5 protein-coding genes and 1 pseudogene are annotated in these 22738 nt (G+C 74.3%); 5 read left to right on the forward strand and 1 reads right to left on the reverse strand.

The genetic code is table 11. The features are described from left to right. Positions 1–9 precede the first annotated feature (9 nt). A complete protein-coding gene (locus tag ACFYWL_RS07600) occupies positions 10–897 on the forward strand; it encodes an SAM-dependent methyltransferase (protein WP_386968736.1) in 888 nt (295 codons plus the stop codon). Between the two features lie 54 nt (positions 898–951). Here ACFYWL_RS07600 and ACFYWL_RS07605 read toward each other — a convergent pair whose 3' ends face one another. Further along, on the reverse strand, positions 952–1710 hold the full coding sequence (locus ACFYWL_RS07605) for a thioesterase II family protein (protein WP_074478938.1): 759 nt from the start codon (positions 1708–1710) through the stop codon (positions 952–954). Between the two features lie 283 nt (positions 1711–1993). Here ACFYWL_RS07605 and ACFYWL_RS07610 point away from each other — a divergent pair, with 283 nt between their 5' ends. The 4 genes and pseudogenes from ACFYWL_RS07610 to ACFYWL_RS07625 all read left to right on the forward strand — a co-directional run bounded on the left by ACFYWL_RS07610 (position 1994) and on the right by ACFYWL_RS07625 (position 22636). Continuing rightward, positions 1994–7549 carry an SDR family NAD(P)-dependent oxidoreductase gene (locus ACFYWL_RS07610; RefSeq protein WP_386968739.1) on the forward strand — a complete coding sequence of 1852 codons (5556 nt, stop codon included), beginning with the start codon at positions 1994–1996 and terminating at the stop codon, positions 7547–7549. A 45-nt stretch (positions 7550–7594) separates the two neighbouring features. After that, positions 7595–10162, forward strand: a pseudogene (locus ACFYWL_RS07615) (type I polyketide synthase); the annotation flags it as partial. A 771-nt stretch (positions 10163–10933) separates the two neighbouring features. Continuing rightward, positions 10934–21469 carry a type I polyketide synthase gene (locus ACFYWL_RS07620; protein ID WP_386968811.1) on the forward strand — a complete coding sequence of 3512 codons (10536 nt, stop codon included), beginning with the start codon at positions 10934–10936 and terminating at the stop codon, positions 21467–21469. 309 nt (positions 21470–21778) lie between these two features. After that, entirely contained in the window at positions 21779–22636 is an 858-nt protein-coding gene (locus ACFYWL_RS07625; RefSeq protein WP_386968742.1) for a metallophosphoesterase family protein, read from the forward strand. Positions 22637–22738 lie beyond the last annotated feature (102 nt).

Here is a 22738-nt window from a genome sequence, read left to right on the forward strand (position 1 = left end):
AGGAGTGACATGCTGGAGAACCTCCGCACCCTCGGCCGGGTCATCCGCACCCTGGCCACGAAGGACCCGGTGACCCGGGTCCGCCGCTTCTACGAGATCCAGTCCCCGAACGTGGAGTTCGCCGCCCGCACCACCCGCTACATGAACGTCGGCTACTGGGAGGACGGCGTCACCAGCCTCGACGTGGCCGGCGAGGCGCTGGCCACGAAGCTCGCCGACGCGGCCGGCTTCAAGCCCGACGACACCGTCCTCGACGTCGGCTTCGGCTACGGCGACCAGGACTTCGCCTGGCTGCGCGACCGCCGCATCGCCAAGGTGCACGGCATCAACGTCACCCCCCGCCACGTCGAACACGCCCAGCAGCGCGCCCGCCGCGAGGGCCTGGCCGAGCAGGCCGAGTTCCAGCTCGGCAACGCCCTCGCGCTGCCCTTCGCCGACGGCACCTTCGACCGGGTCGTCGCCCTCGAGTCGGCGTTCCACTTCTATCCGCGCAGCGCCTTCTTCGCCGAGGCGTTCCGGGTGCTCAAGCCCGGCGGCACCCTCGCCACCGCCGACATCATCCCGCTCAGCAACGACACCGCCCGCATGTCGATCAACTCGGGCCCGTTGAGCTTCATCAAGTTCAGCATCCCCGACGAGAACTGGCACGACCGCGCGGTCTACGCCGAGCAGCTCGCCGCCGCCGGCTTCGGCAACGTCGACGTGCAGTCCATCCAGGACCGCACCTGGGAGGGCTGGCGGCGGTTCCAGGCCAGCCGCCCGTCCGACCCCGCGTTCCAGGCCGAGGCCGACCGCAGCGCCGTCAAGGGCATGGCCAACCACTGGCGCGACGAGACGCTCATCAAGAAGGAACTCGCGCTGCTCGACTACGTCATCGCCGTCGCGCACAAGCCGTGACCCGACGCGGCCCCCGCCGACGTCCGGCGGGGGCCGCGCCACGAGCGGCTGCGGTCAGGACACCGGCGTACGCGCCAGAGCCGCCGAGATCGTACGCAGGATCGCCGGCTGGTGCTGCGCCAGGAAGAAGTGCCCGCCCGGGAACACCTGAAGGTCGAACGCGCCCGTGGTGTGCCGCTCCCACGCCCGCGCCTCGTCGACCGTCGTCTTCGGGTCGGCGTCGCCCGTGAACACCGTCACCGGGCAGCCCAGCTTCGGCCCCGGCGTGTACTCGTACGTCTCCGCCGCCCGGTAGTCGTTGCGGATCGCCGGCAGCGCCGCCCGCAGCAGCTCCGCGTCGCCGAGCACCGCCAGGTCCGTGCCGCTGAGCTTGCGCACGTCGGCGAGCAGCCCCTCGTCGTCGAGCAGGTGCACCGTCTCGTGCCGGGGGCACGACGGGGCCCGCCGCCCGGACGGGAACAGGTGCGCCGCCGGCGCGCCCGTCTCCGCCTCGATCAGCCGCGCCACCTCGAAGCCCAGCGTCGCGCCCATGCTGTGCCCGAAGATCGCCAACGGCTGGTCCAGCCACGGCCGCAGCACACCGAACACCTGCCGGGCCAGCTCCGGCAGGTTGTCCACGCACGGCTCCTGGCGGCGGTCCTGCCGCCCCGGATACTGGATCGCGAGCACCTCCACGGCCGGCGACAGCGCCCGCGACACGGGAAAGTAGAAACTCGCGGACCCCCCGGCGTGCGGCAGGCACACCAGCCGCCGCGCCCCGGCCGGCGCCGGGTGGAACCGGCGGACCCACAGGCCGTTGTCTGAGTCGGTCATGCGTACACGCGGTCCTTCCAGCGGTGGCGCCGGGATCCGCCGGCACCGGTGCGATCAAAGGGACGCTAATCGGATCCACCGGGGGCGGCCACCCCTAGCGGACCGCCGCGCGGGTTAGGGGTTGTCGCAGGTCATCGCGACGCCATAGCTTTCCCCCGCAGAGGGGACCCGGGGGCTGCCGGCCACATTGTGCAAAGGACGTAGAACCGATCTGGCCTGAGGAATTCGCGCATTCGTTCCGTCGCCTACGTCAGGTCTCCGCCGGCCACCGCGATGGGTCAGGTTGATGGACACCGAAGATAAGCTCCGGGAGTATCTGAAGAGGGTCACCACCGACCTGCGGCGGACCCGGCAACGCCTCCGCGACGTCGAGGACGCCGCCGGGCAGCCGATCGCCATCGTCGGGATGGCCTGCCGCTTCCCCGGCGGGATCACCTCGCCCGACGCGCTGTGGGACCTCGTCGCCGCCTCCGGCGACGCCGTCGGCCCCTTCCCCGCCGACCGGGGCTGGGACCTCACCGACCTGCACGACCCGACCCGGGAACGCCCCGGCACCTCCTGCGTCGCCGAGGGCGGCTTCGTCCACGACGCCGGTGACTTCGACCCCCGGTTCTTCGGCATCTCCCCGCGCGAGGCCCTCGCCATGGACCCGCAGCAGCGGCTGCTGCTGGAGGTGTCCTGGGAGGCGTTCGAGTCCGCCGGCATCGACCCGACCGGGCTGCGCGGCGGCCGGGTCGGCGTGTTCGCCGGCCTCACCCACGGCGACTACGCCGCCGGGGCCGCCGACGTGCCCGACGGCGTCGTCGACTACCTCGGCCTCGGCAACGCCGGCAGCATCAGCTCCGGCCGCGTGGCGTACGCCCTCGGGTTCGAGGGCCCGGCCGTCACCGTCGACACCGCCTGCTCGTCGTCGCTGGTCGCGCTGCACCTCGCGGCGCAGTCGCTGCGCTCCGGCGAATCCGACCTGGCCCTGGCCGGCGGCGTCACCGTGATGCCCACCCCCGCCGTCTTCGTCGACTTCACCCGGCAGGGCAACCTGTCCATGTCGGCGCGGTGCAGGGCGTTCGCCGAGGGGGCCGACGGCACCGCCCTCGCCGAGGGCATCGGCATCCTCCTCGTGGAACGTCTCAGCGACGCCCGCCGGCTCGGCCACCGCGTCCTCGCCGTGGTGCGGGGCAGCGCGGTGAATCAGGACGGCGCGTCGAACGGGCTCACCGCGCCGAACGGCCCGGCGCAGCAGCGGGTGATCCGGCAGGCCCTCGCGTCGGCCCGGCTGTCCCCGGTGGACGTGGACGTGGTGGAGGCCCACGGCACGGGCACCACCCTCGGCGACCCGATCGAGGCGCAGGCGCTGCTGGCCACCTACGGGCAGGACCGGGGCGACGCCGCGCCGCTGCTGCTCGGCTCGGTCAAGTCGAACCTCGGCCACCCCCAGGCGGCGGCGGGCGTGGCCGGTGTGATCAAGATGGTGCAGGCGATGCGGCACGGCCTCGTGCCGGCGACGCTGCACGTGGATGCGCCGTCGTCGAAGGTGGACTGGTCGTCCGGCGCAATGGCCCTGGTGACCGAACCGACGCCGTGGCCGGTGGTGGACCGTCCGCGTCGGGCGGCGGTGTCGTCGTTCGGGATCTCCGGCACGAACGCGCACGTGATCATCGAGCAGGCGGAGCCGGTCGAGACCGAGGTCGAGCCGCCTGGGCCTGCCGATCTGCCGGTGGTGCCGTGGTTGGTGTCGGCGCGTACGCCCGAAGCCCTCGCCGCGCAGGCGGCGCGCCTGGCGGATCTCGTCCGGGAGCGCCCGGGGTTGTCGCCGGTCGACGTCGGCTGGTCCCTGGCGATGTCGCGGGCGGCGTTGGAGCACCGGGTGGTTCTGCTCGGGACGGGCCGCGACGACCTGTTGTCCGGCGTGGAGGCGCTGGCCGCCGGTGCGGCGGCTGCGGGCGTGGTGGCTGGTGAGGTGTCGTCGGGTCGTCGGGCGTTGTTGTTCACGGGTCAGGGTGCGCAGCGGTCGGGGATGGGTCGGGAGTTGTATGACCGGTTCCCGGTGTATGCGGAGGCGTTCGATCGGGTGTGTGCCCTGTTCGAGGGTCGGTTGGATCGTTCGTTGCGGGAGGTGGTGTTCGCGTCACCGGGTTCTGATCTGGCTGCCCTGTTGGATCAGACCGTTTACACGCAGGCGGGTTTGTTCGCCCTGGAAGTGGCGTTGCACGAGCTGCTGGCCTCGTTCGGTGTGACGGCTGACTATCTGGTGGGTCATTCGATCGGTGAGGTGACGGCCGCTCATGTGGCGGGTGTGTTGTCGTTGGAGGACGCCTGCACGCTGGTGGCGGCGCGGGGTGCGTTGATGCAGGCGTTGCCTGATGGTGGCGGGATGTTGGCGGTGGGGGCGTCCGAGGCTGAGGTGCGGGCGTTGGCCGGTGACGGCGTGGACGTGGCGGCGGTGAACGGTCCTGAGGCGGTGGTGTTGTCGGGGCCGGTTGCCGACCTTGACCGGGTCGCGGGGGAGTGCGCCGAGAACGGTTGGCGGGTCAAGCGGCTGCTGGTGAGTCATGCGTTCCACTCGCGGTTGATGGAGCCGATGCTGGCGGAGTTCCGCACAGTCCTGGCCGGTTTGGACTGGCGGGCCCCGAGGTTGCCGATCGTGTCGAATCTGACCGGGCGGGTGGCGGAAGCCACTGAGATCACCAGCCCTGAGTATTGGGTGCGGCATGTGCGGGAGGCGGTGCGGTTCGGCGACTCGGTAACGACTCTGCTCGGGCTGGGCGTGACGGCCTTCGTGGAGGTGGGTCCGGATGCGACGTTGACGGCGATGGCCGCCGACACCCCGGCGGAGCGGCCGGTGCACCTGGTGGCGGCGCTGCGCCGCGACCAGCCCGAGACGACCGGCATCGTGACCGCCCTGGCCCGGCTGCATGTCACCGGCACGCCGGTCGACTGGGCGGCGTGGTTCACCCACACCGGCGGGCGGCCCCGCACCGTCGACCTGCCCACGTACGCCTTCCAGCGCCAGCGCTACTGGCTCGACGCCGGCCCGTCCGGGGCCGACGCCTCCGGCCTCGGGGTCCGCAGCGCCCCACACCCCCTGCTCACCGCCGAACTCGTCACCGCCGCCGACGACACCCGCCTGTACGGCGGCCGGCTGTCGGTGCGTACCCAGCCCTGGCTGGCCGACCACGTCGTGTGGGGCACCGTCGTCGTGCCGGGCACGGCGCTCGTGGAGATGGCCCTGCACGCCGGGGCGCAGGCAGCCTGCGACACCCTGGAGGAGCTGACCCTCGCCGCCCCGCTCGTCCTGCCCGAGCAGGGCGCCCGCGCGGTGCAGCTCAGCCTCGCCGCCCCCGACGAACACGGCCGCCGCCGGCTCGCCGTCCACTCCCGGCCCGCCGACGACCCGCGCGGCGACTGGATCCGGCACGCCGACGGCGTCCTCGCCCCCGGCGGCGGCGACACGCCCGAGGCGCTCACCGAGTGGCCACCCGCCGACGCCACCGCCGTGCCCGTCGAGCCGATCTACGCCCAGCTCCACCGCCTCGGCGTCGACCACGGGCCCACCTTCCGGGGGCTGCGCGCCGTGTGGCGTACCCCCGATGCCGTGCTCGCGGAGGTCGCGCTGCCCGACGGCGTCGCCGCCGGCGGGTTCGGCCTGCACCCCGCGCTGCTGGACGCGGCGCTGCACGTCGTCGGCCTCGCCGCCGACGACGACGCCGACGAGGCCGCCGGGGCCCGACTCCCGTTCGCCTGGTCGGGCGTCGCGCTCGCCGCCGTCGGCGCGACCCACCTTCGGGTACGCGTCACCCGCGCCGGCTCGGCCGTGTCCCTCGCCCTCGCCGACGGCACCGGCGCACCCGTCGCCCGGGTCGGCTCGCTCGTCTCCCGGCCCGTCGCCGCCGACCAGCTCGACCCGGCCGGCCCCGCCGACCTGCCCCTGTTCGACCTGCGCTGGACCGCGCTGCCCCTGCCGCCCCGCCCGGCGACCGGCATCGTCGCGCTCGCCGCCGCCGGCTCCACCGCGACCACCGGCGCATCGCTGCCGGGCGGGCTCCCCGCGCTCGCCGCCGCCGTCGACGCCGGCCGGCTCGACCCCCGGTTCGTGCTGCTGCCCGCCGCCGACGCCCCGCCCGGCGACCCCCTCGACGCCACCCGCACCCGGCTCGCCGACACCCTCGCCGCCGTCCGGGACTGGCTGGCCGACGACCGGCACGCCGACCGCCGGCTCGTCGTGCTCACCCGCGGCGCGGTCCCCGCCGACGGCACCGGCGACGTGACCGACCTGCCCGGCGCAGCCGTCTGGGGCCTGATCCGCTCGGCGCAACTGGAACACCCTGGCCGGTTCGTGCTGGCCGACCTCGATCCCGCGCCCGGCCCCGACGGTGACGTCGACGCCGACCTGCTCGGCCGGGCCCTGGCCAGCGACGAACCCCAGCTCGCCCTCCGCGCCGGCCGGCTCCTCGCGCCCCGGCTCGCCCCCGCCGAACCCGACCCCACGGGGGCCGTCGACCTGCTCCCCGACGGCACCGTGCTCGTCACCGGCGCCACCGGCACCCTCGGCGGCCTCCTCGCCCGCCACCTCGTCACCGCCCACAAGGTCCGGCACCTGCTCCTCGCCGGCCGGCGCGGCGGCGACGCCCCCGGCGCCGCCGACCTCCTCGCCGACCTCGCCCGCCTCGGCGCGCACGCCCGCTTCGTCGCCTGCGACGCCGCCGACCGCGACCAGGTCGCCGCGCTGCTCGCCACCGTCGCCGCCGAACACCCCCTCACCGGCGTCGTGCACGCCGCCGGGGTCCTCGACGACGCGACCGTCACCGCGCTCACCCCCGAACGGATCGCCACCGCGCTGCGCCCCAAGGCCGACGCCGCCTGGCACCTGCACGACCTCACCCGGCACCTCGACCTGCCGATGTTCGTGCTGTTCTCCTCCATCGCCGGCCCCCTCGGCGGCCCCGGGCAGGGCAACTACGCGGCGGCCAACGCGTTCCTCGACGGCCTCGCCCAGCACCGGCGCGCCGCCGGCCTCGCCGCCACCTCCCTGGCCTGGGGTTTGTGGGAGGCCGGCAGCGGCATGACCCGCGGCCTGGGCGCCGCCCGCCGGGAACGGATGGCCCGCCAGGGCATCGCCCCCCTCGGCACCGATCAGGCGCTCGCCCTCTTCGACGCCAGCCGCCGCAGCCGGCAGCCGCTGCTGCTGCCCGTCCGCCTCGACGTCGCCGCGCTGCGTACCCTCACCACCGTCGACCACCTGCCCGCGCCGCTGCGCGGCCTGGCCGGCGTCCGCGCCCGGCGCAGCGCCGCCGGGGCCGCCCCCGCCGGCGGCTTCCGCGACCGGATCGCCGACGCCACCGACGCCGAGCGCCGGCGGCTCGTCGAGGAACTGGTCACCGGCCAGGTCGCCGAGGTCCTCGGGTACGCCACGGCCGTCGCCGTCGGCCCCGGCCAGTCCTTCACCGAGCTGGGCTTCGACTCGCTGACCGCCGTGGACCTGCGCAACCGGCTCACCGCCCGCACCGGCCTGACGCTGCCGGCCACCCTCGTCTTCGACCACCCCACCCCCGAGGCGCTCACCGGGCACCTGGTGGCGCAGCTCGGCACCGGCCGGTCCGCGCCAACCCTCCTCGACGAACTGGACCGGCTGGAGGCGGCGTTCGCCGCGACCCCCGCCGACGCCCTCGCCGAACTCGCCGCCGACGAGGAGACCCGCTCCGCCGTCACCGCCCGGCTGCGGGCGCTGCTCGCCCGCTGGGACGGCGACGCCGGTGACACCGCCGCCGTCGCCCAGGTGATCGACGACGCCAGCGACGACGAACTCTTCGACTTCATCGACAGCACGTTCGGTCGCTCCTGACCGTCGTACCGCCCGCTTGCCGACCAACGCGACAGGTGAATCCCGATGGCGAACGAAGCCAAGCTCCGTGAGTACCTCAAGCGCGTCACCGCCGACCTCGCCGAGACCAGCGAACGCCTGAAGGCGGCCGACGCCAAGAACCACGAGCCCATCGCCATCGTCGGGATGAGCTGCCGCTACCCGGGCGGTGTCCGCTCCCCGGAGCAACTGTGGGAACTCGTCGCCACCGCCACCGACGGCGTCACCGGATTCCCCACCGACCGGGGCTGGGACACCGACGCCGCGTACGACCCGACGGGGCAGCGGCGGGGCAGCACGTACGCGCGGGAGGGCGGGTTCCTGCACGACGCCGGCGACTTCGACCCGGAGCTGTTCAAGGTCTCGCCGTACGAGGCGCTCGCCATGGACCCACAGCAGCGGCTCATGCTGGAGGCGTCCTGGGAGGCGATCGAGGACGCCCGGATCGACCCGCTGTCCCTGCGCGGCAGCCGCGTCGGCGTGTTCGCCGGCATGATGTACCACAACTACGCCGCCGGGCTGGCCGAGGTGCCCGAAACCCTGGACGCGTTCATCGGCGGCGGCACCGCCAGCAGCGTGCTCTCCGGCCGGGTCGCCTACACGTTCGGGTTCGAGGGGCCCGCGCTCACCGTCGACACCGCCTGCTCGTCGTCCCTGGTCGCGCTGCACCTCGCCGTGCAGTCGCTGCGCTCCGGCGAGTGCACCCTCGCGCTGGCCGGCGGCGTGACCGTGATGACCACCCTGGAGACGTTCATCGACTTCAGCCGGCAGCGCGGCCTCGCCCCCGACGGGCGGTGCAAGTCGTTCGCCGAGGGGGCCGACGGCACCGGCTGGTCCGAGGGCGTCGGCGTGCTCCTCGTGGAACGTCTCAGCGACGCCCGCCGGCTCGGCCACCGCGTCCTCGCCGTGGTGCGGGGCAGCGCGGTGAATCAGGACGGCGCGTCGAACGGGCTGACCGCGCCGAACGGTCCGGCGCAGCAGCGGGTGATCCGGCAGGCCCTCGCGTCGGCCCGGCTGTCCCCGGTGGACGTGGACGTGGTGGAGGCCCACGGCACGGGCACCACCCTCGGCGACCCGATCGAGGCGCAGGCGCTCCTTGCCACCTATGGGCAGGGGCGGGAGACGCCGCTGCTGCTGGGGTCGATCAAGTCGAACATCGGTCATACGCAGGCGGCGGCGGGTGTCGCTGGTGTGATCAAGCTGGTGCAGGCGATGCGGCACGGTGTGGTGCCGGCGACGCTGCACGTGGATGCGCCGTCGTCGAAGGTGGACTGGTCGTCGGGTGCGGTCGAGTTGGTGACGGAGCCGGTGCCGTGGCCGGTGGTGGGTCGGCCGCGTCGGGCGGCGGTGTCGTCGTTCGGGATCTCCGGCACGAACGCGCACGTGATCGTGGAGCAGGCGGAGCCGGCCGAGGCCGAGGGGCCCGGGCCGGTGGAGTTGCCGGTGGTGCCGTGGTTGGTGTCGGCGCGTTCGGCGGAGGCTCTCGGTGGGCAGGCGGCGCGGTTGGCGGACTTCGTTCGGGAGCGTTCCGGGTTGTCGCCGGTCGACGTGGGTTGGTCCCTGGCGACGTCGCGGGCCGCCCTGGAGCACCGGACGGTCGTGCTGGGTGTGACCGGGGACGACCTGCTGTCCGGGTTGGACGCGTTGGCGGCGGGTGCGGTGGCTGCGGGTGTGGTGACGGGTGAGGTGTCGTCGGGTCGTCGGGCGTTGTTGTTCACGGGTCAGGGTGCGCAGCGGTCGGGGATGGGCCGTGAACTGTATGAGCGGTTCCCGGTGTATGCGGCGGCGTTCGACCGGCTGTGTGGCCTGTTCGCGGGTCGCCTCGATAGGTCGTTGCGGGAGGTGGTGTTCGCGGAGTCGGGCTCCGACCTGGCGGCGTTGTTGGATCAGACCGTTTACACGCAGGCGGGTCTGTTCGCGGTGGAGGTGGCCCTCTACGAGTTGTTGGCCTCGTTCGGTGTGACCGGCGACTATCTCGTGGGGCATTCGATCGGTGAGGTCACGGCCGCGTTCGTGGCGGGTGTGTTGTCGCTGGAGGACGCGTGCGCGCTGGTGGCGGCGCGGGGTTCGTTGATGCAGGCGCTGCCGTCCGGTGGCGGGATGTTGGCGGTGGGCGCGTCCGAGGCTGAGGTGCGCGAGCTGGCCGGTGCTGGTGTGGATGTGGCGGCGGTGAACGGGCCGCAGTCGGTGGTGCTGTCGGGGTCGACGGCCGACCTGGACGTGATCGCCCAGCGCTGTGCGGAAAAGGGGTGGCGGGTCAAGCGGCTGCCGGTGAGTCACGCGTTCCACTCGCGGTTGATGGAGCCGATGCTTGCCGAGTTCCGGTCGGTGCTCGCAGGCTTGGACTGGCGGGCCCCGAGGCTGCCGATCGTGTCGAATCTGACCGGGCGCATCGCAGAGACGACCGAGATCACCAGCCCTGACTACTGGGTGCGGCATGTGCGGGAGGCCGTGCGGTTCGGTGATTCGATTGCCACTCTGCTGGGATTGGGTGTCAGCAGCTTTGTGGAGGTGGGGCCGGATGCGACGTTGACGGCGATGGCGGCCGACACCCCGGCGGAGCGTCCGGTGCACCTGGTGGCGGCGCTGCGCCGCGACCAGCCGGACACGACGGCCCTGGTCACCGCCCTGGCCCGGCTGCACGTGACCGGAACGCCGGTGGACTGGGCGTCGTGGTTCACCCACACCGGCGGCCAACCCCGCACCGTGGACCTGCCCACCTACGCCTTCCACCACCAGCGCTACTGGCTCGACGCCCGCACCCGCCCCCACGGCCCCGCCGCCCCCGCCGGGTCGAGCCTCGACTCGTGGCGGTACCGGATCACCTGGCAGCCGCTGGCCGACCACCCCCGGCCGGAGACCGACGACCTCCTGCTCGTCGTACCCGACGACGGGGCGGCCGACCACTGGGCGACCGCGCTCGCCGCGCCCGGCGTACGGGTGCTGCGGGTCGCCGCCGGCCGGGACCGGGCCGGCCTCGCCAGCGACCTCGCCGACGTGTGCGCCGACGGCCAGGGGAGACCCGGTACCGTCCTGTCGCTGCTCGGCCTCGCCTCCGGCGCGCACCCCGACGCCGCCTCCGTGCCCGCCGGCCTCGCCCACACCGTCGCCCTCGCCCAGGCCCTCGGCGACTCCGCGATCCCCGCCCGCCTCTGGATCGCCACCCAGGGCGCGATCGCCGTCGACCCCCGCGACCAGCCCGTCGACTGCGACCAGGCCGCCCTGTGGGGCTTCGGCGGCGTGCTGCGCGCCGAGCATCCCCAACGCTGGGGCGGGCTCGTGGACCTGCCCCCGACCGCCGACGCCCGCGCCGTACGACAGGTGCGCCGGCTGCTCGGCGGCGAACGCACGGAGGACCAGCTCGCGGTGCGCGCCACCGGCGCGTACGCCCGGCGGTTGACCCGCGCCCGACGGCCCGCCGCCCCCGCACGCGCCTGGACCCCGCGCGGCACCACCCTCGTCACGGGCGGGACAGGCGCGCTCGGCGGGCACGTCGCCCGCGCCCTCGCGGCGGCCGGAGCCGATCACCTGCTGCTGGTCAGCCGCCGTGGCCCCGACGCCCCCGACGCCGCCGCCCTCGCCGAGGAACTGACCGCCCTCGGCACCCGCGTCACCGTCGCGGCCTGCGACGCCGCCGACCGGGACGCCCTTCGGGGCCTGCTCGCGGCGATTCCCGCCGACCTGCCGCTCACCGCCGTCGTGCACACGGCGGCGGCGCTCGACGACACCGTGGTCGACGCCCTCACCGCCGACCGGATGGCGACCGCCCTGCGCGCCAAGGTCGACGCGGCCCGCCACCTCGACGAGCTGACCCGGGACCACGAGCTGTCCGCGTTCGTGCTGTTCTCGTCCCTCGCCGGCACCATGGGCGGACCCGGGCAGGCCAACTACGCCCCCGGCAACGCCTGGCTCGACGCCCTCGCCCAGCGTCGCCGCGCCGAAGGGCTGCCCGCCACCGCCATCGCCTGGGGGCTGTGGGCCGACGGCGGCGTCAGCGCAGGCGACTTCGAACGCCGGATGGCCCGCAACGGCTTCGGCGCGATGGATCCCGCCACGGCCGTCCGCGCCCTCACCGAAGCGATCGAGGACGACGAAACCCACCTCGTCGTCGCCGACGTCGACTGGGACCGGGTGGCGGGCAACACCGCCGGCCGCCGCCCCGACCCGCTGATCCGGGGCCTGCTGACCGCACCGCAGGTCACCGACGCCGCCACCGCCGACCGGGCCGCCGGGGGCGGTGCCCTGCGACGCCGGCTCGCCGGCCTCACCGACGCCGAGCAGCTCGACGCCCTCCGCGACCTGGTGCGCGCCGAGGTGGCGGCGGTCCTCGGCCACGGCAGCGCCGACCGGGTGCCGGCCGAACGCGCGTTCCGGGACCTCGGCTTCACCTCGCTGACCGCCGTCGAGCTGCGCAACCGGCTCGACGCCGCCACCGGGCTCACCCTGCCCGCCACGCTCGCCTTCGACCACCCCAACCCCGCCGCCCTGGCGGCCCACGTCCGCACGGAACTGCTGGGCGGGCACTCGCCGTCCGCGACGACCCCGACGGTACGGCCCGTCGACGACGACCCGATCGTCATCGTCGGCATGGGCTGCCGCTTCCCCGCCGGGGCCGGCTCGCCGGAGGAGTTCTGGCGGCTGCTCGCCGACGGCGTCGACGCCATGTCGGACTTCCCGACCGACCGGCACTGGGACCTGGCCGCGCTGCACCACCCCGACCCCGAGCACCCCGGGGCGTCGTACGTGACGCAGGGGGCGTTCCTCGCCGACGCGGGGGCGTTCGACGCCGGGTTCTTCGGCATCTCCCCGCGTGAGGCCGTCGCCATGGACCCGCAGCAGCGGCTGCTGCTGGAGGTGTCCTGGGCAGCCATCGAGGACGCCCGGATCGACCCCCTCACACTGCGCGGCGGGCGCGTCGGCGTCTTCGCCGGCACCAACGGGCAGGACTTCGACAACCTCATCCGCAACGGCGGCGAACACCTCGCCGGCTACGGCGCAACGGGGGCCTCCGCGAGCGTCCTGTCGGGGCGGGTGGCGTACTCGTTCGGGTTCGAGGGGCCGGCGGTGACCGTGGACACGGCGTGCTCGTCGTCGCTGGTGGCGTTGCACCTGGCGGCGCAGTCGCTGCGGTCGGGCGAGTGCGACCTGGCCCTGGCCGGCGGCGTGACCGTGATGGCCACCCCCGGCGCGTTCGTCGAGTTCTCCCGGCAGCGGGGACTGTCCGCCGACGGGCGGTGCCGGTCGTTCGCGGAGTCGGCGGACGGGACGGGTTGGGGTGAGGGTGTCGGGGTGCTGCTGGTGCAGCGTCTGTCGGACGCCCGGCGGGACGGCCGTCGGGTCCTCGCGGTGGTGCGGGGCTCCGCGGTGAATCAGGATGGCGCGTCGAATGGGTTGACTGCGCCGAATGGCCCGTCCCAGCAGCGGGTGATCCGGCAGGCCCTGGCCAACGCGCGGCTGTCCCCGGCGGACGTGGACGTGGTGGAGGCGCACGGCACCGGCACGACCCTCGGCGACCCGATCGAGGCACAGGCGCTCCTTGCCACCTATGGGCAGGGGCGGGAGACGCCGCTGCTGTTGGGATCGGTGAAGTCGAACATCGGTCACACGCAGGCGGCGGCGGGCGTCGCCGGGATCATCAAGCTGGTCCTCGCCCTGCGGCATGGTGTGGTGCCGGCGACGTTGCACGTGGATGCGCCGTCGTCGAAGGTGGACTGGTCGTCCGGCGCGATCGCCCTGGTGACCGAACCGACGCCGTGGCCGGTGGTGGACCGTCCGCGTCGGGCGGCGGTGTCGTCGTTCGGGATCTCCGGGACGAACGCGCACGTGATCGTGGAGCAGGCGGAGCCGGTCGAGGCCGGTGTCGGGTCCTCCGGCCCGGTGGAGTTGCCGGTGGTGCCGTGGTTGGTGTCGGCGCGTTCGGCGGAGGCTCTCGGCGGGCAGGCGGTGCGGCTGGCCGGGCACGTCCGGGACAATGCCGGATTGTCGCCGGTCGACGTGGGATGGTCTCTCGCCACGTCGCGGGCTGCTCTGGAGCATCGGGCGGTCGTCCTCGGCGCGGGCCGCGACGACCTGTTGTCCGGTCTGGAGGCGCTGGCCGCCGGTGCGGCGGCTGCGGGTGTGGTGGCTGGTGAGGTGTCGTCGGGTCGTCGGGCGTTGTTGTTCGCGGGTCAGGGTGCGCAGCGGTCGGGGATGGGTCGGGAGTTGTATGACCGGTTCCCGGTGTATGCGGAGGCGTTCGACCGGGTGTGTGCCCTGTTCGAGGGTCGGCTCGACCGGTCGTTGCGGGAGGTGGTGTTCGCGTCACCGGGTTCTGATCTGGCTGCCTTGTTGGATCAGACGGTGTACACGCAGGCGGGCCTGTTCGCCCTGGAAGTGGCGTTGCACGAGCTGCTGGCCTCGTTCGGTGTGACGGCTGACTATCTGGTGGGTCATTCGATCGGTGAGGTGACGGCCGCGTACGTGGCGGGTGTGTTGTCCCTGTCAGATGCGTGTGCGTTGGTGGCGGCGCGTGGCTCGTTGATGCAGGCGTTGCCTGATGGTGGCGGGATGTTGGCGGTGGGGGCGTCCGAGGCTGAGGTGCGTGCGCTGGCCGGTGATGGTGTGGATGTGGCGGCGGTGAATGGTCCTGGGGCGGTGGTGTTGTCGGGGCCGGTGGCCGATCTTGAACGGGTCGCGGGGGAGTGTGCCGGGCGGGGTTGGCGGGTCAAGCGGCTGTCGGTGAGTCATGCGTTTCATTCGCGGTTGATGGAGCCGATGTTGGCGGAGTTCCGGGCGGTCCTCGAAGGCTTGGACTGGCGGGCCCCGAGGTTGCCGGTCGTGTCGAACCTGACGGGCCGGGTCGCTGAGGCGGCCGAGATCACCGACCCTGAGTATTGGGTGCGGCATGTGCGGGAGGCGGTGCGGTTCGGCGACTCGGTGGCGACTCTGCTCGGGCTGGGCGTGACGGCCTTCGTGGAGGTGGGGCCGGATGCGACGTTGACGGCGATGGCCGCCGACACGCCCGCCGACCGGCCGGTGCACCTGGTGGCGGCGTTGCGCCGCGACCAGCCCGAGACGACCGGCATCGTGACCGCCCTGGCCCGGCTGCACGTGACCGGCACGCCGGTCGACTGGGCGGCGTGGTTCACCCACACCGGCGGCCAGCCCCGCACCGTCGACCTGCCCACGTACGCCTTTCACCGCAGGTGGTACTGGCCCGAGCCCGCATCGGCCGGCGGCGACTCCCGGCCGGGCGACGACATCGACGAGCGGTTCTGGGCGGCGGTGGAGCGGGAGGACCTGACCGGCCTCGGCGAGGAGTTGGAGGCGGAGCAGCCGCTGCGTGACCTGCTGCCGAAGCTCGCCCGGTGGCGACGGGCCGGCCAGCAGCGGTCCACCGTCGACTCGTGGCGCTACCGCATCGAGTGGCGACCCGTCCCGACCGTACCGTCGGCGGGGTTGACCGGGACGTGGCTGGTCCTGACGCCACCGGCGCAGGCCGACCACCCCCTCGCCGAGGGCCTGGCCGCGCAGGGCGCGGAGGTCCTGACGGTCAGCCTCGACCCGGCGGGGACGAGCCGGGACGACGCGGCCGGGCGGCTGCGCGGCGCGCTGTCTCGGCCGGGTGACATCGCCGGGGTCCTGTCACTGCTGTCGCTGCCCGGGGAAGCGGGCGTCGCCGAGAGCCTCGCCGTGATGCAGGCGCTGAACGACTGTGGCGTGGGCGGCCGGGTGTGGTGGGTGACCCGGGGCGCGGTGTCCGTGGGCAGGTCGGACGCGTCGGTGGACCCGGCTGCCGCCGCCGTGTGGGGTCTGGGTCGGGTGGCGGCGTTGGAGCTGCCGGGTCGGTGGGGTGGCCTGGTGGACCTGCCGGAGGTGGTGGATGCCCGCGCGGTGCGGCGGGTGTGTCAGGTGTTGGCGGCGGGGAGCGAGGACCAGGTGGCGGTGCGGTCCTCGGGGGTGTTCGTGCGGCGGCTGGCGCGGGCGGCAGGTGAGCCCGTACGGCGGGAGTTCCGGTTGTCGGGGACGGTGCTGGTCACCGGCGGCACGGGGGCGTTGGGCGCTCGGGTTGCCGCATGGGCTGTCGGCGTCGGGGCCGGTCATGTGGTGTTGGCGAGTCGGCGCGGTGAGCGGGCCCCGGGTGCGGCCGAGTTGGCGGAGCGGTTGCGGGCTTGCGGGGCGCGGGTGACCGTTGCCGCCTGCGATGTGGCGGACCGGCCGGCGTTGGCCGCGTTGCTCGACGGCCTCGCCGACGCCGGTGATCCCGTCCGCGCCGTCGTGCACGCCGCCGGAGCGCCCCAGTTCACCCCGCTGACCGACGTCACGCCCGAGGAACTGCGCGACGTGCTCCGCGCCAAGGCGGACGGGGCGGCGCACCTCGACGCGCTGCTGCCGGAGTTGGACGCGTTCGTGGTGTTCTCGTCGATCGCCGGGGTGTGGGGCTCGGCCGGGCAGGCCGGCTACGCGGCGGCCAACGCCTTCGTCGATGCCCTCGTCGCGCGTCGACGTGCCCGGGGCGCCGCCGGCACGGCGGTGGCGTGGGGACCGTGGGCGGGTGCCGGCATGGCCGTCCAGGGCGAGGCGCAGGAACAACTGGCCCGCCGGGGGCTGCCGGCGATGGACCCGGAGTTGGCGGTCGCCGCGTTGCAGGCGGCCCTCGACCGGGACGACACGAGCGTCGTCGTCGCCGACGTCGCCTGGGACCGGTTCGCCGCCTCCTTCACCGCCCTGCGGCCCAGCCCGCTGCTGGACGAGATCCCCGAGGCGCGGTCCGCGACGCCCGACACCGCCACCGACGCGGAGGCGGAACGGGCGCAGCTCGGCCGCCGGCTCGCCGCCCTGACGCCCGCCGAACGGGACGCGTACCTGCTCGACCTCGTACGCGCCCAGGTGGCCGCGGTGCTCGGGCACGCGACGCCGGACGCCGTACCCGCCGACCGGGCGTTCCAACGGCAGGGCTTCGACTCGCTGACCGCCGTGGAGCTGCGCAACCGGCTCACCGCCGAGACCGGCCTCACCCTGCCCAGCACCCTCGTCTTCGACCACCCGACGCCGCTGGCGCTCGTCGCGTACCTCGCCGCCGAGCTGACGGGCACTCCGGCCGGGGCGGCGGAGCGGGAACGGGTCACGGCCGTCGACGACGACCCCATCGCGATCGTCGGCATGGCCTGCCGGCTGCCCGGCGGAGTCGACACCGCCGACCAGTTGTGGGACATGCTGACCGCCGGGCGCGACGGCATCTCCGACTTCCCCCTCGACCGGGGCTGGGACACCTTCCTCGACGGCCGGCTGTCCGACACATCGTTCCCCCGTCAGGGCGGCTTCGTTTACGACGCGGGGGCGTTCGACGCCGAGTTCTTCGGCATCTCCCCGCGCGAGGCCCTCGCCATGGACCCGCAGCAGCGGCTGCTGCTGGAGGTGTCCTGGGCGGCGGTCGAGTCGGCGGGCGTCGACCCGTCCCGCCTGAAGGGGGAGCGGGTCGGCGTCTTCGCGGGCGCCAGTTTCCAGGGGTACGCGTCCACGGCCATGGGCCGGGACCAGGAGGTCGGCGGTCACCTGCTCACCGGCAACGCGACCAGCGTCCTGTCGGGGCGGGTGGCGTACTCGTTCGGGTTCGAGGGGCCGGCGGTGACCGTGGACACGGCGTGCTCGTCGTCGTTGGTCGCGTTGCACCTGGCGGCGCAGTCCCTGCGCTCGGGCGAGTGCGACCTGGCCCTGGCCGGCGGCGTGACCGTCATGGCGTCGCCGGCGACCTTCGTGGAGTTCGCGAAGCAGGGCGGACTGTCCGCCGACGGGCGGTGCCGGTCGTTCGCGGAGTCGGCGGACGGGACGGGTTGGGGTGAGGGTGTCGGGGTGCTGCTGGTGCAGCGTCTGTCGGATGCTCGTCGGGACGGTCGTCGGGTCCTGGCGGTGGTGCGGGGCAGCGCGGTGAATCAGGATGGTGCGTCGAACGGGCTGACCGCGCCGAACGGTCCGGCGCAGCAGCGGGTGATCCGGCAGGCCCTCTCGTCGGCGGGTCTGTCCCCGGCCGACGTGGACGTGGTGGAGGCCCACGGCACCGGCACGACCCTCGGCGACCCGATCGAGGCACAGGCGCTGCTCGCGACGTACGGGCAGGGTCGGCAGACGCCGCTGCTGCTGGGGTCGATCAAGTCGAACATCGGTCACACGCAGGCGGCGGCCGGCGTCGCCGGTGTGATCAAGCTGGTCCTGGCCCTGCGGCACGGCGTGGTGCCCGCGACCCTGCACGTGGACGAGCCCTCCACGAAGGTGGACTGGGCGTCGGGCGCGGTCACGCTGGTCACCGAGCGGCGCGAGTGGCCGGTGGTGGACCGGCCGCGCAGGGCCGCCGTCTCCTCGTTCGGCATCTCCGGCACGAACGCGCACGTGATCCTTGAGCAGGCGGAGCCGGTCGAGGCGGAGCCGTCCGGCCCCGTCGACCTGCCGGTGGTGCCGTGGCTGGTGTCGGCGCGCACGCCGGAAGCCCTGGCCGCGCAGGCCACCCGGCTCACCGAGCACCTGGTATCCGACACCGGGCCGACGGCGGCCGACGTCGCATGGTCGCTCACGACCGCCCGCGCCGCCCTGGAACACCGGGCCGTCATCCTCGGCGCAACCGGGGACGACCTGCGGGAAGGGTTGACGGCGCTGGCGGCCGGCGTGACGACCCCGAACGTGGTGGTCGGTGAGGTGTCGTCGGGTCGTCGGGCGTTGTTGTTCGCGGGTCAGGGTGCGCAGCGGTCGGGGATGGGTCGGGAGTTGTATGACCGGTTCCCGGTGTATGCGGAGGCGTTCGATCGGGTGTGTGCCCTGTTCGAGGGTCGGTTGGATCGTTCGTTGCGGGAGGTGGTGTTCGCGTCACCGGGCTCTGATCTGGCTGCCCTGTTGGATCAGACCGTTTACACGCAGGCGGGCCTGTTCGCCCTGGAAGTGGCCCTGCACGAGCTGCTGGCCTCGTTCGGCGTGACGGCTGACTATCTGGTGGGTCATTCGGTCGGTGAGGTGACGGCGGCTCATGTGGCGGGTGTGTTGTCGTTGGAGGACGCCTGCACGCTGGTGGCGGCGCGTGGCTCGTTGATGCAGGCGTTGCCGTCCGGTGGCGGGATGTTGGCGGTGGGCGCGTCCGAGGCTGAGGTGCGTGCGCTGGCCGGTGATGGTGTGGATGTGGCGGCGGTGAATGGTCCTGGTGCGGTGGTGTTGTCGGGGCCGGTGGCTGATCTTGATCGGGTCGCGGGGGAGTGTGCCGGGCGGGGTTGGCGGGCGAAGCGGCTGTCGGTGAGTCATGCGTTTCATTCGCGGTTGATGGAGCCGATGTTGGCGGAGTTCCGGGCGGTCCTGGCGGGTCTGGACTGGCGGGCCCCGAGGTTGCCGGTCGTGTCGAACCTGACGGGCCGGGTCGCTGAGGCGGCCGAGATCACCGACCCTGAGTATTGGGTGCGGCATGTGCGGGAGGCGGTGCGGTTCGGCGACTCGGTGGCGACTCTGCTCGGGCTGGGCGTGACGTCGTTCGTGGAGGTGGGTCCGGATGCGACGTTGACGGCGATGGCGGCCGACACTCCGGCGGAGCGGCCGGTGCACCTGGTGGCGGCGTTGCGCCGCGACCAGCCCGAGACGACCGGCATCGTGACCGCCCTGGCCCGGCTGCACGTGACCGGGACTCCGGTCGACTGGGCGGCCTGGTTCACCCACACCGGCGGCCAACCCCGCACCGTCGACCTGCCCACGTACGCCTTCCAGCGCCAGCGCTACTGGCTGCACGACGCGCCGCCGGCCGTCGCCGCCACCACCACTGCCGGAAGCTCGGCGACCGACGAGCGGTTCTGGGCGGCGGTGGAGCGGGAGGACCTGACCGGCCTCGGCGAGGAGTTGGAGGCGGAGCAGCCGCTGCGTGACCTGCTGCCGAAGCTCGCCCGGTGGCGGCGGGCCGGCCAGCAGCGGTCCACCGTCGACTCGTGGCGCTACCGCATCGAGTGGCAGGCCCTACCCGACGCCTCGGGGGTGCTGACCGGCACCTGGCTGGTGCTGGCACCGTACGACGGGGTCGATGCCCCGGTGCTCGCGGCCGTGACGGAGGGGCTCGCCTCGGCCGGGGCGAAGGTCCGGGCGCTGACGCTCGACGGCCCGGCGGACGACCGCGAACTGGTGGCGAAGTCGCTCCGCGACGTCGGCGAGATCGCCGGTGCGGTGTCGCTGCTGTCGCTGGCCGGCGTCGGCGTGGGCGAGGCGCTGGGGGCGGTGCAGGCGCTGGCCGCCGCCGACCTGGGCGGCCGGGTGTGGTGGCTGACCCGGGGCGCGGTGTCCGTGGGCGCGTCGGATGCCCGCGTCGATCCCGTCGCCGCTGCCGCCTGGGGCCTGGGTCGGGTGGCGGCGTTGGAGGAGCCGCGCCGGTGGGGTGGCCTGGTGGACCTGCCGGAGGTGGTGGATGCCCGCGCGGTGCGGCGGGTGTGTCAGGTGTTGGCGGCGGGGGTCGAGGACCAGGTGGCCGTCCGGTCCTCGGGGGTGTTCGGCCGGAGGCTTGCTCGCGCGGCTGGTGACGTGCCGCGGCGGGAGTTCCGGTTGTCGGGGACGGTGCTGGTCACCGGCGGTACGGGGGCCCTTGGCTCGCGGGTGGCGGAGTGGGCGGTCGGGGCCGGTGCGGATCATGTGGTGTTGACGAGTCGGCGCGGTGAGCGGGCTCCGGGTGCCGCCGAGCTGGCGGAGCGGCTGCGGGCTTGCGGGGCGCGGGTGACCGTTGCCGCCTGCGACGTGGCGGACCGGCCGGGGCTGGCCGCGTTGCTCGACGGCCTCGCCGACGCCGGCGACCCTGTCCGCGCCGTCGTGCACGCGGCGGGCGCGGCACACTCCACCCCGCTGGCCGAGCTGGCCGCCGACGAGCTGCGCGACGTCCTGCGCGCCAAGGTGGACGGGGCGGCGCACCTCGACGCGCTGCTGCCGGAGTTGGACGCGTTCGTGGTGTTCTCGTCGATCGCCGGGGTGTGGGGCTCGGCCGGGCAGGCCGGCTACGCGGCGGCCAACGCGTACCTCGACGGGCTGGTGGCCCGGCGGCGGGCCCGGGGCGTCACCGGCACGGCCGTGGCGTGGGGACCGTGGGCCGGCGCGGGAATGGCACACGGCGAGCAGCAGGAACAGCTCGGCCGCCGGGGCCTGCCGGCGATGGACCCGGAGTTGGCGGTCGCCGCGTTGCAGGCGGCCCTCGACCGGGACGACACGAGCGTCGTCGTCGCCGACGTCGCCTGGGACCGGTTCGCCGCCTCCTTCACCGCCCTGCGGCCCAGCCCCCTGCTCGGCGGCATCCCCGAGGCCGGCGCGGCCGACCGCCCGGAGACGCCGCCGCCGTCGGACTCCGGTGCCCCGCAGCAGCTGCGCGACCGGCTGGCCGCCGCTGGCGACACCGAGCGGGACCGCATCCTGCTCGACCTGGTACGCGGCACCGCCGCCCTCGTGCTGGGGCACCGCAATCCGGCGGCGATCCGCGCCGCCCGGGGCTTCCTGGACCTCGGCTTCGACTCGCTGACCGCCGTGGAACTGCGCAACCGGCTCACCGCCGAGACCGGCCTCGCCCTGCCCAGCACCCTCGTCTTCGACTATCCGACGCCGGCCGCCCTCGCCGGGCACCTGCGCGCCGAGCTGGTGCCGCACGGGGCGGCCACCCCGGTCGTCGCCGAGATCGAACGGCTCGACGAGCTGCTGCGAGCCGTACCCGGGGACCGACGCGACGACGCGGAGATCACCCGCCGCCTGGAGGACCTGCTGGCCCGCTGGCGAGGCGACACCGCCCCCACGTCGCCCGCCCCCGCATCGCCCACCCCGGATTCGCCTGCCCCGGCATCGCCCGCTCCCGCCGAGGCGGTGGCCGACGACCTGGCCGCCGCCACCGAGGACGACATCTTCGCCATCATCCAACGAGAGTTCGGCAAGTCCTAACCCCACCCACCCCACGCCGCCTCCCCCCGCCGCCCCCCGGCTCGCCCCGGTGATCAAGAGAAAACCGTCATGGTTGATCTCGACGATGACGCAAAGCTCTTGATCACCGAGGCGGGTCCCGGGATCACCGAGGTGGGTCCCGGGATCACCGAGGTGGGTCCCGGGCTAGGGGTCCGGTCGTGCATCTAGGGGTGTGGCGGCTGCTGTCGGGCTCCGTAGGGTCGGAGCCCGACAGGGTGTCGTCCCGCTTGGCGCGGGGCGGGTGGAGGCGGGGTGCGCGCGGGTGCCCGGAGACACGGGAGGTGCCCGGTGACCGGCTCCCAGGGCGGCCAGCTCCTCGCGATCAGCGACCTGCACGTCGTGTACGCGGAGAACCGGGCCATCGTCGAGGCCCTGCGCCCCGACAACGACGACGACTGGCTGATCGTCGCCGGTGACGTCGGCGAGTTCGCCAAGGACGTCGAGTGGGCGCTCGGCCTGCTCCGCGACCGCTTCGCCAGGGTGATCTGGGCGCCGGGCAACCACGAACTGTGGACGCCCCGCGACGACACCGTCCAGTTGCGCGGCGAGGAACGCTACCGGCACCTCGTCGCGCTGTGCCGCGGCCTCGGCGTGGTCACGCCGGAGGATCCGTACCCGGTGTGGGATCCCGACGGGGATCCCGTCCTGATCGCGCCGCTCTTCGTCGGGTACGACTACACGTGGCGACCCCCGGGGACGTACACCCGGGAGCAGGCGTTGGCGCGGGCGCACGAGACCGGCGTGGTCTGCACCGACGAGATCCTGCTGCACCCGGACCCGTACCCGAGCCGGGACGCCTGGTGCCGGGCGCGGGTGATCCAGACCGAGCGGCGGCTCGACGCCGAGCGCGGCGGGCTGCCCACCGTCCTGGTCAACCACTACCCGCTGGTCCGGGAGCCGACCCGGGTCCTGCGCTACCCCGAGTTCGCCCAGTGGTGCGGCACCGACCTGACCGCCGACTGGCACCTGCGCTACGACACCCGCGTCGCCGTCTACGGCCACCTGCACATTCCCCGCACCACCTGGTACGACGGCGTCCGGTTCGAGGAGGTGTCCGTCGGCTACCCGCGTGAGTGGCGTCGCCGGGCCACCCCGCCGGGACGGCCCCGCCAGATCCTCCCGGCCCCCGCCCGGCCACACGGCTGACCGCCGGGGAACGGGTGTCCCCGGGTGCCCTCCCACCGGCCTCATCCTGCGGTTATCGTCCCGCCGGGAGGCGTCGCGCGGTGGCCGAATGAGGGGTCCCGT

Origin of the sequence: Micromonospora sp. NPDC002575 (assembly GCF_042889525.1) — a bacterium.
GTDB classification, from domain to species: Bacteria; Actinomycetota; Actinomycetes; order Mycobacteriales; family Micromonosporaceae; genus Micromonospora; species Micromonospora carbonacea.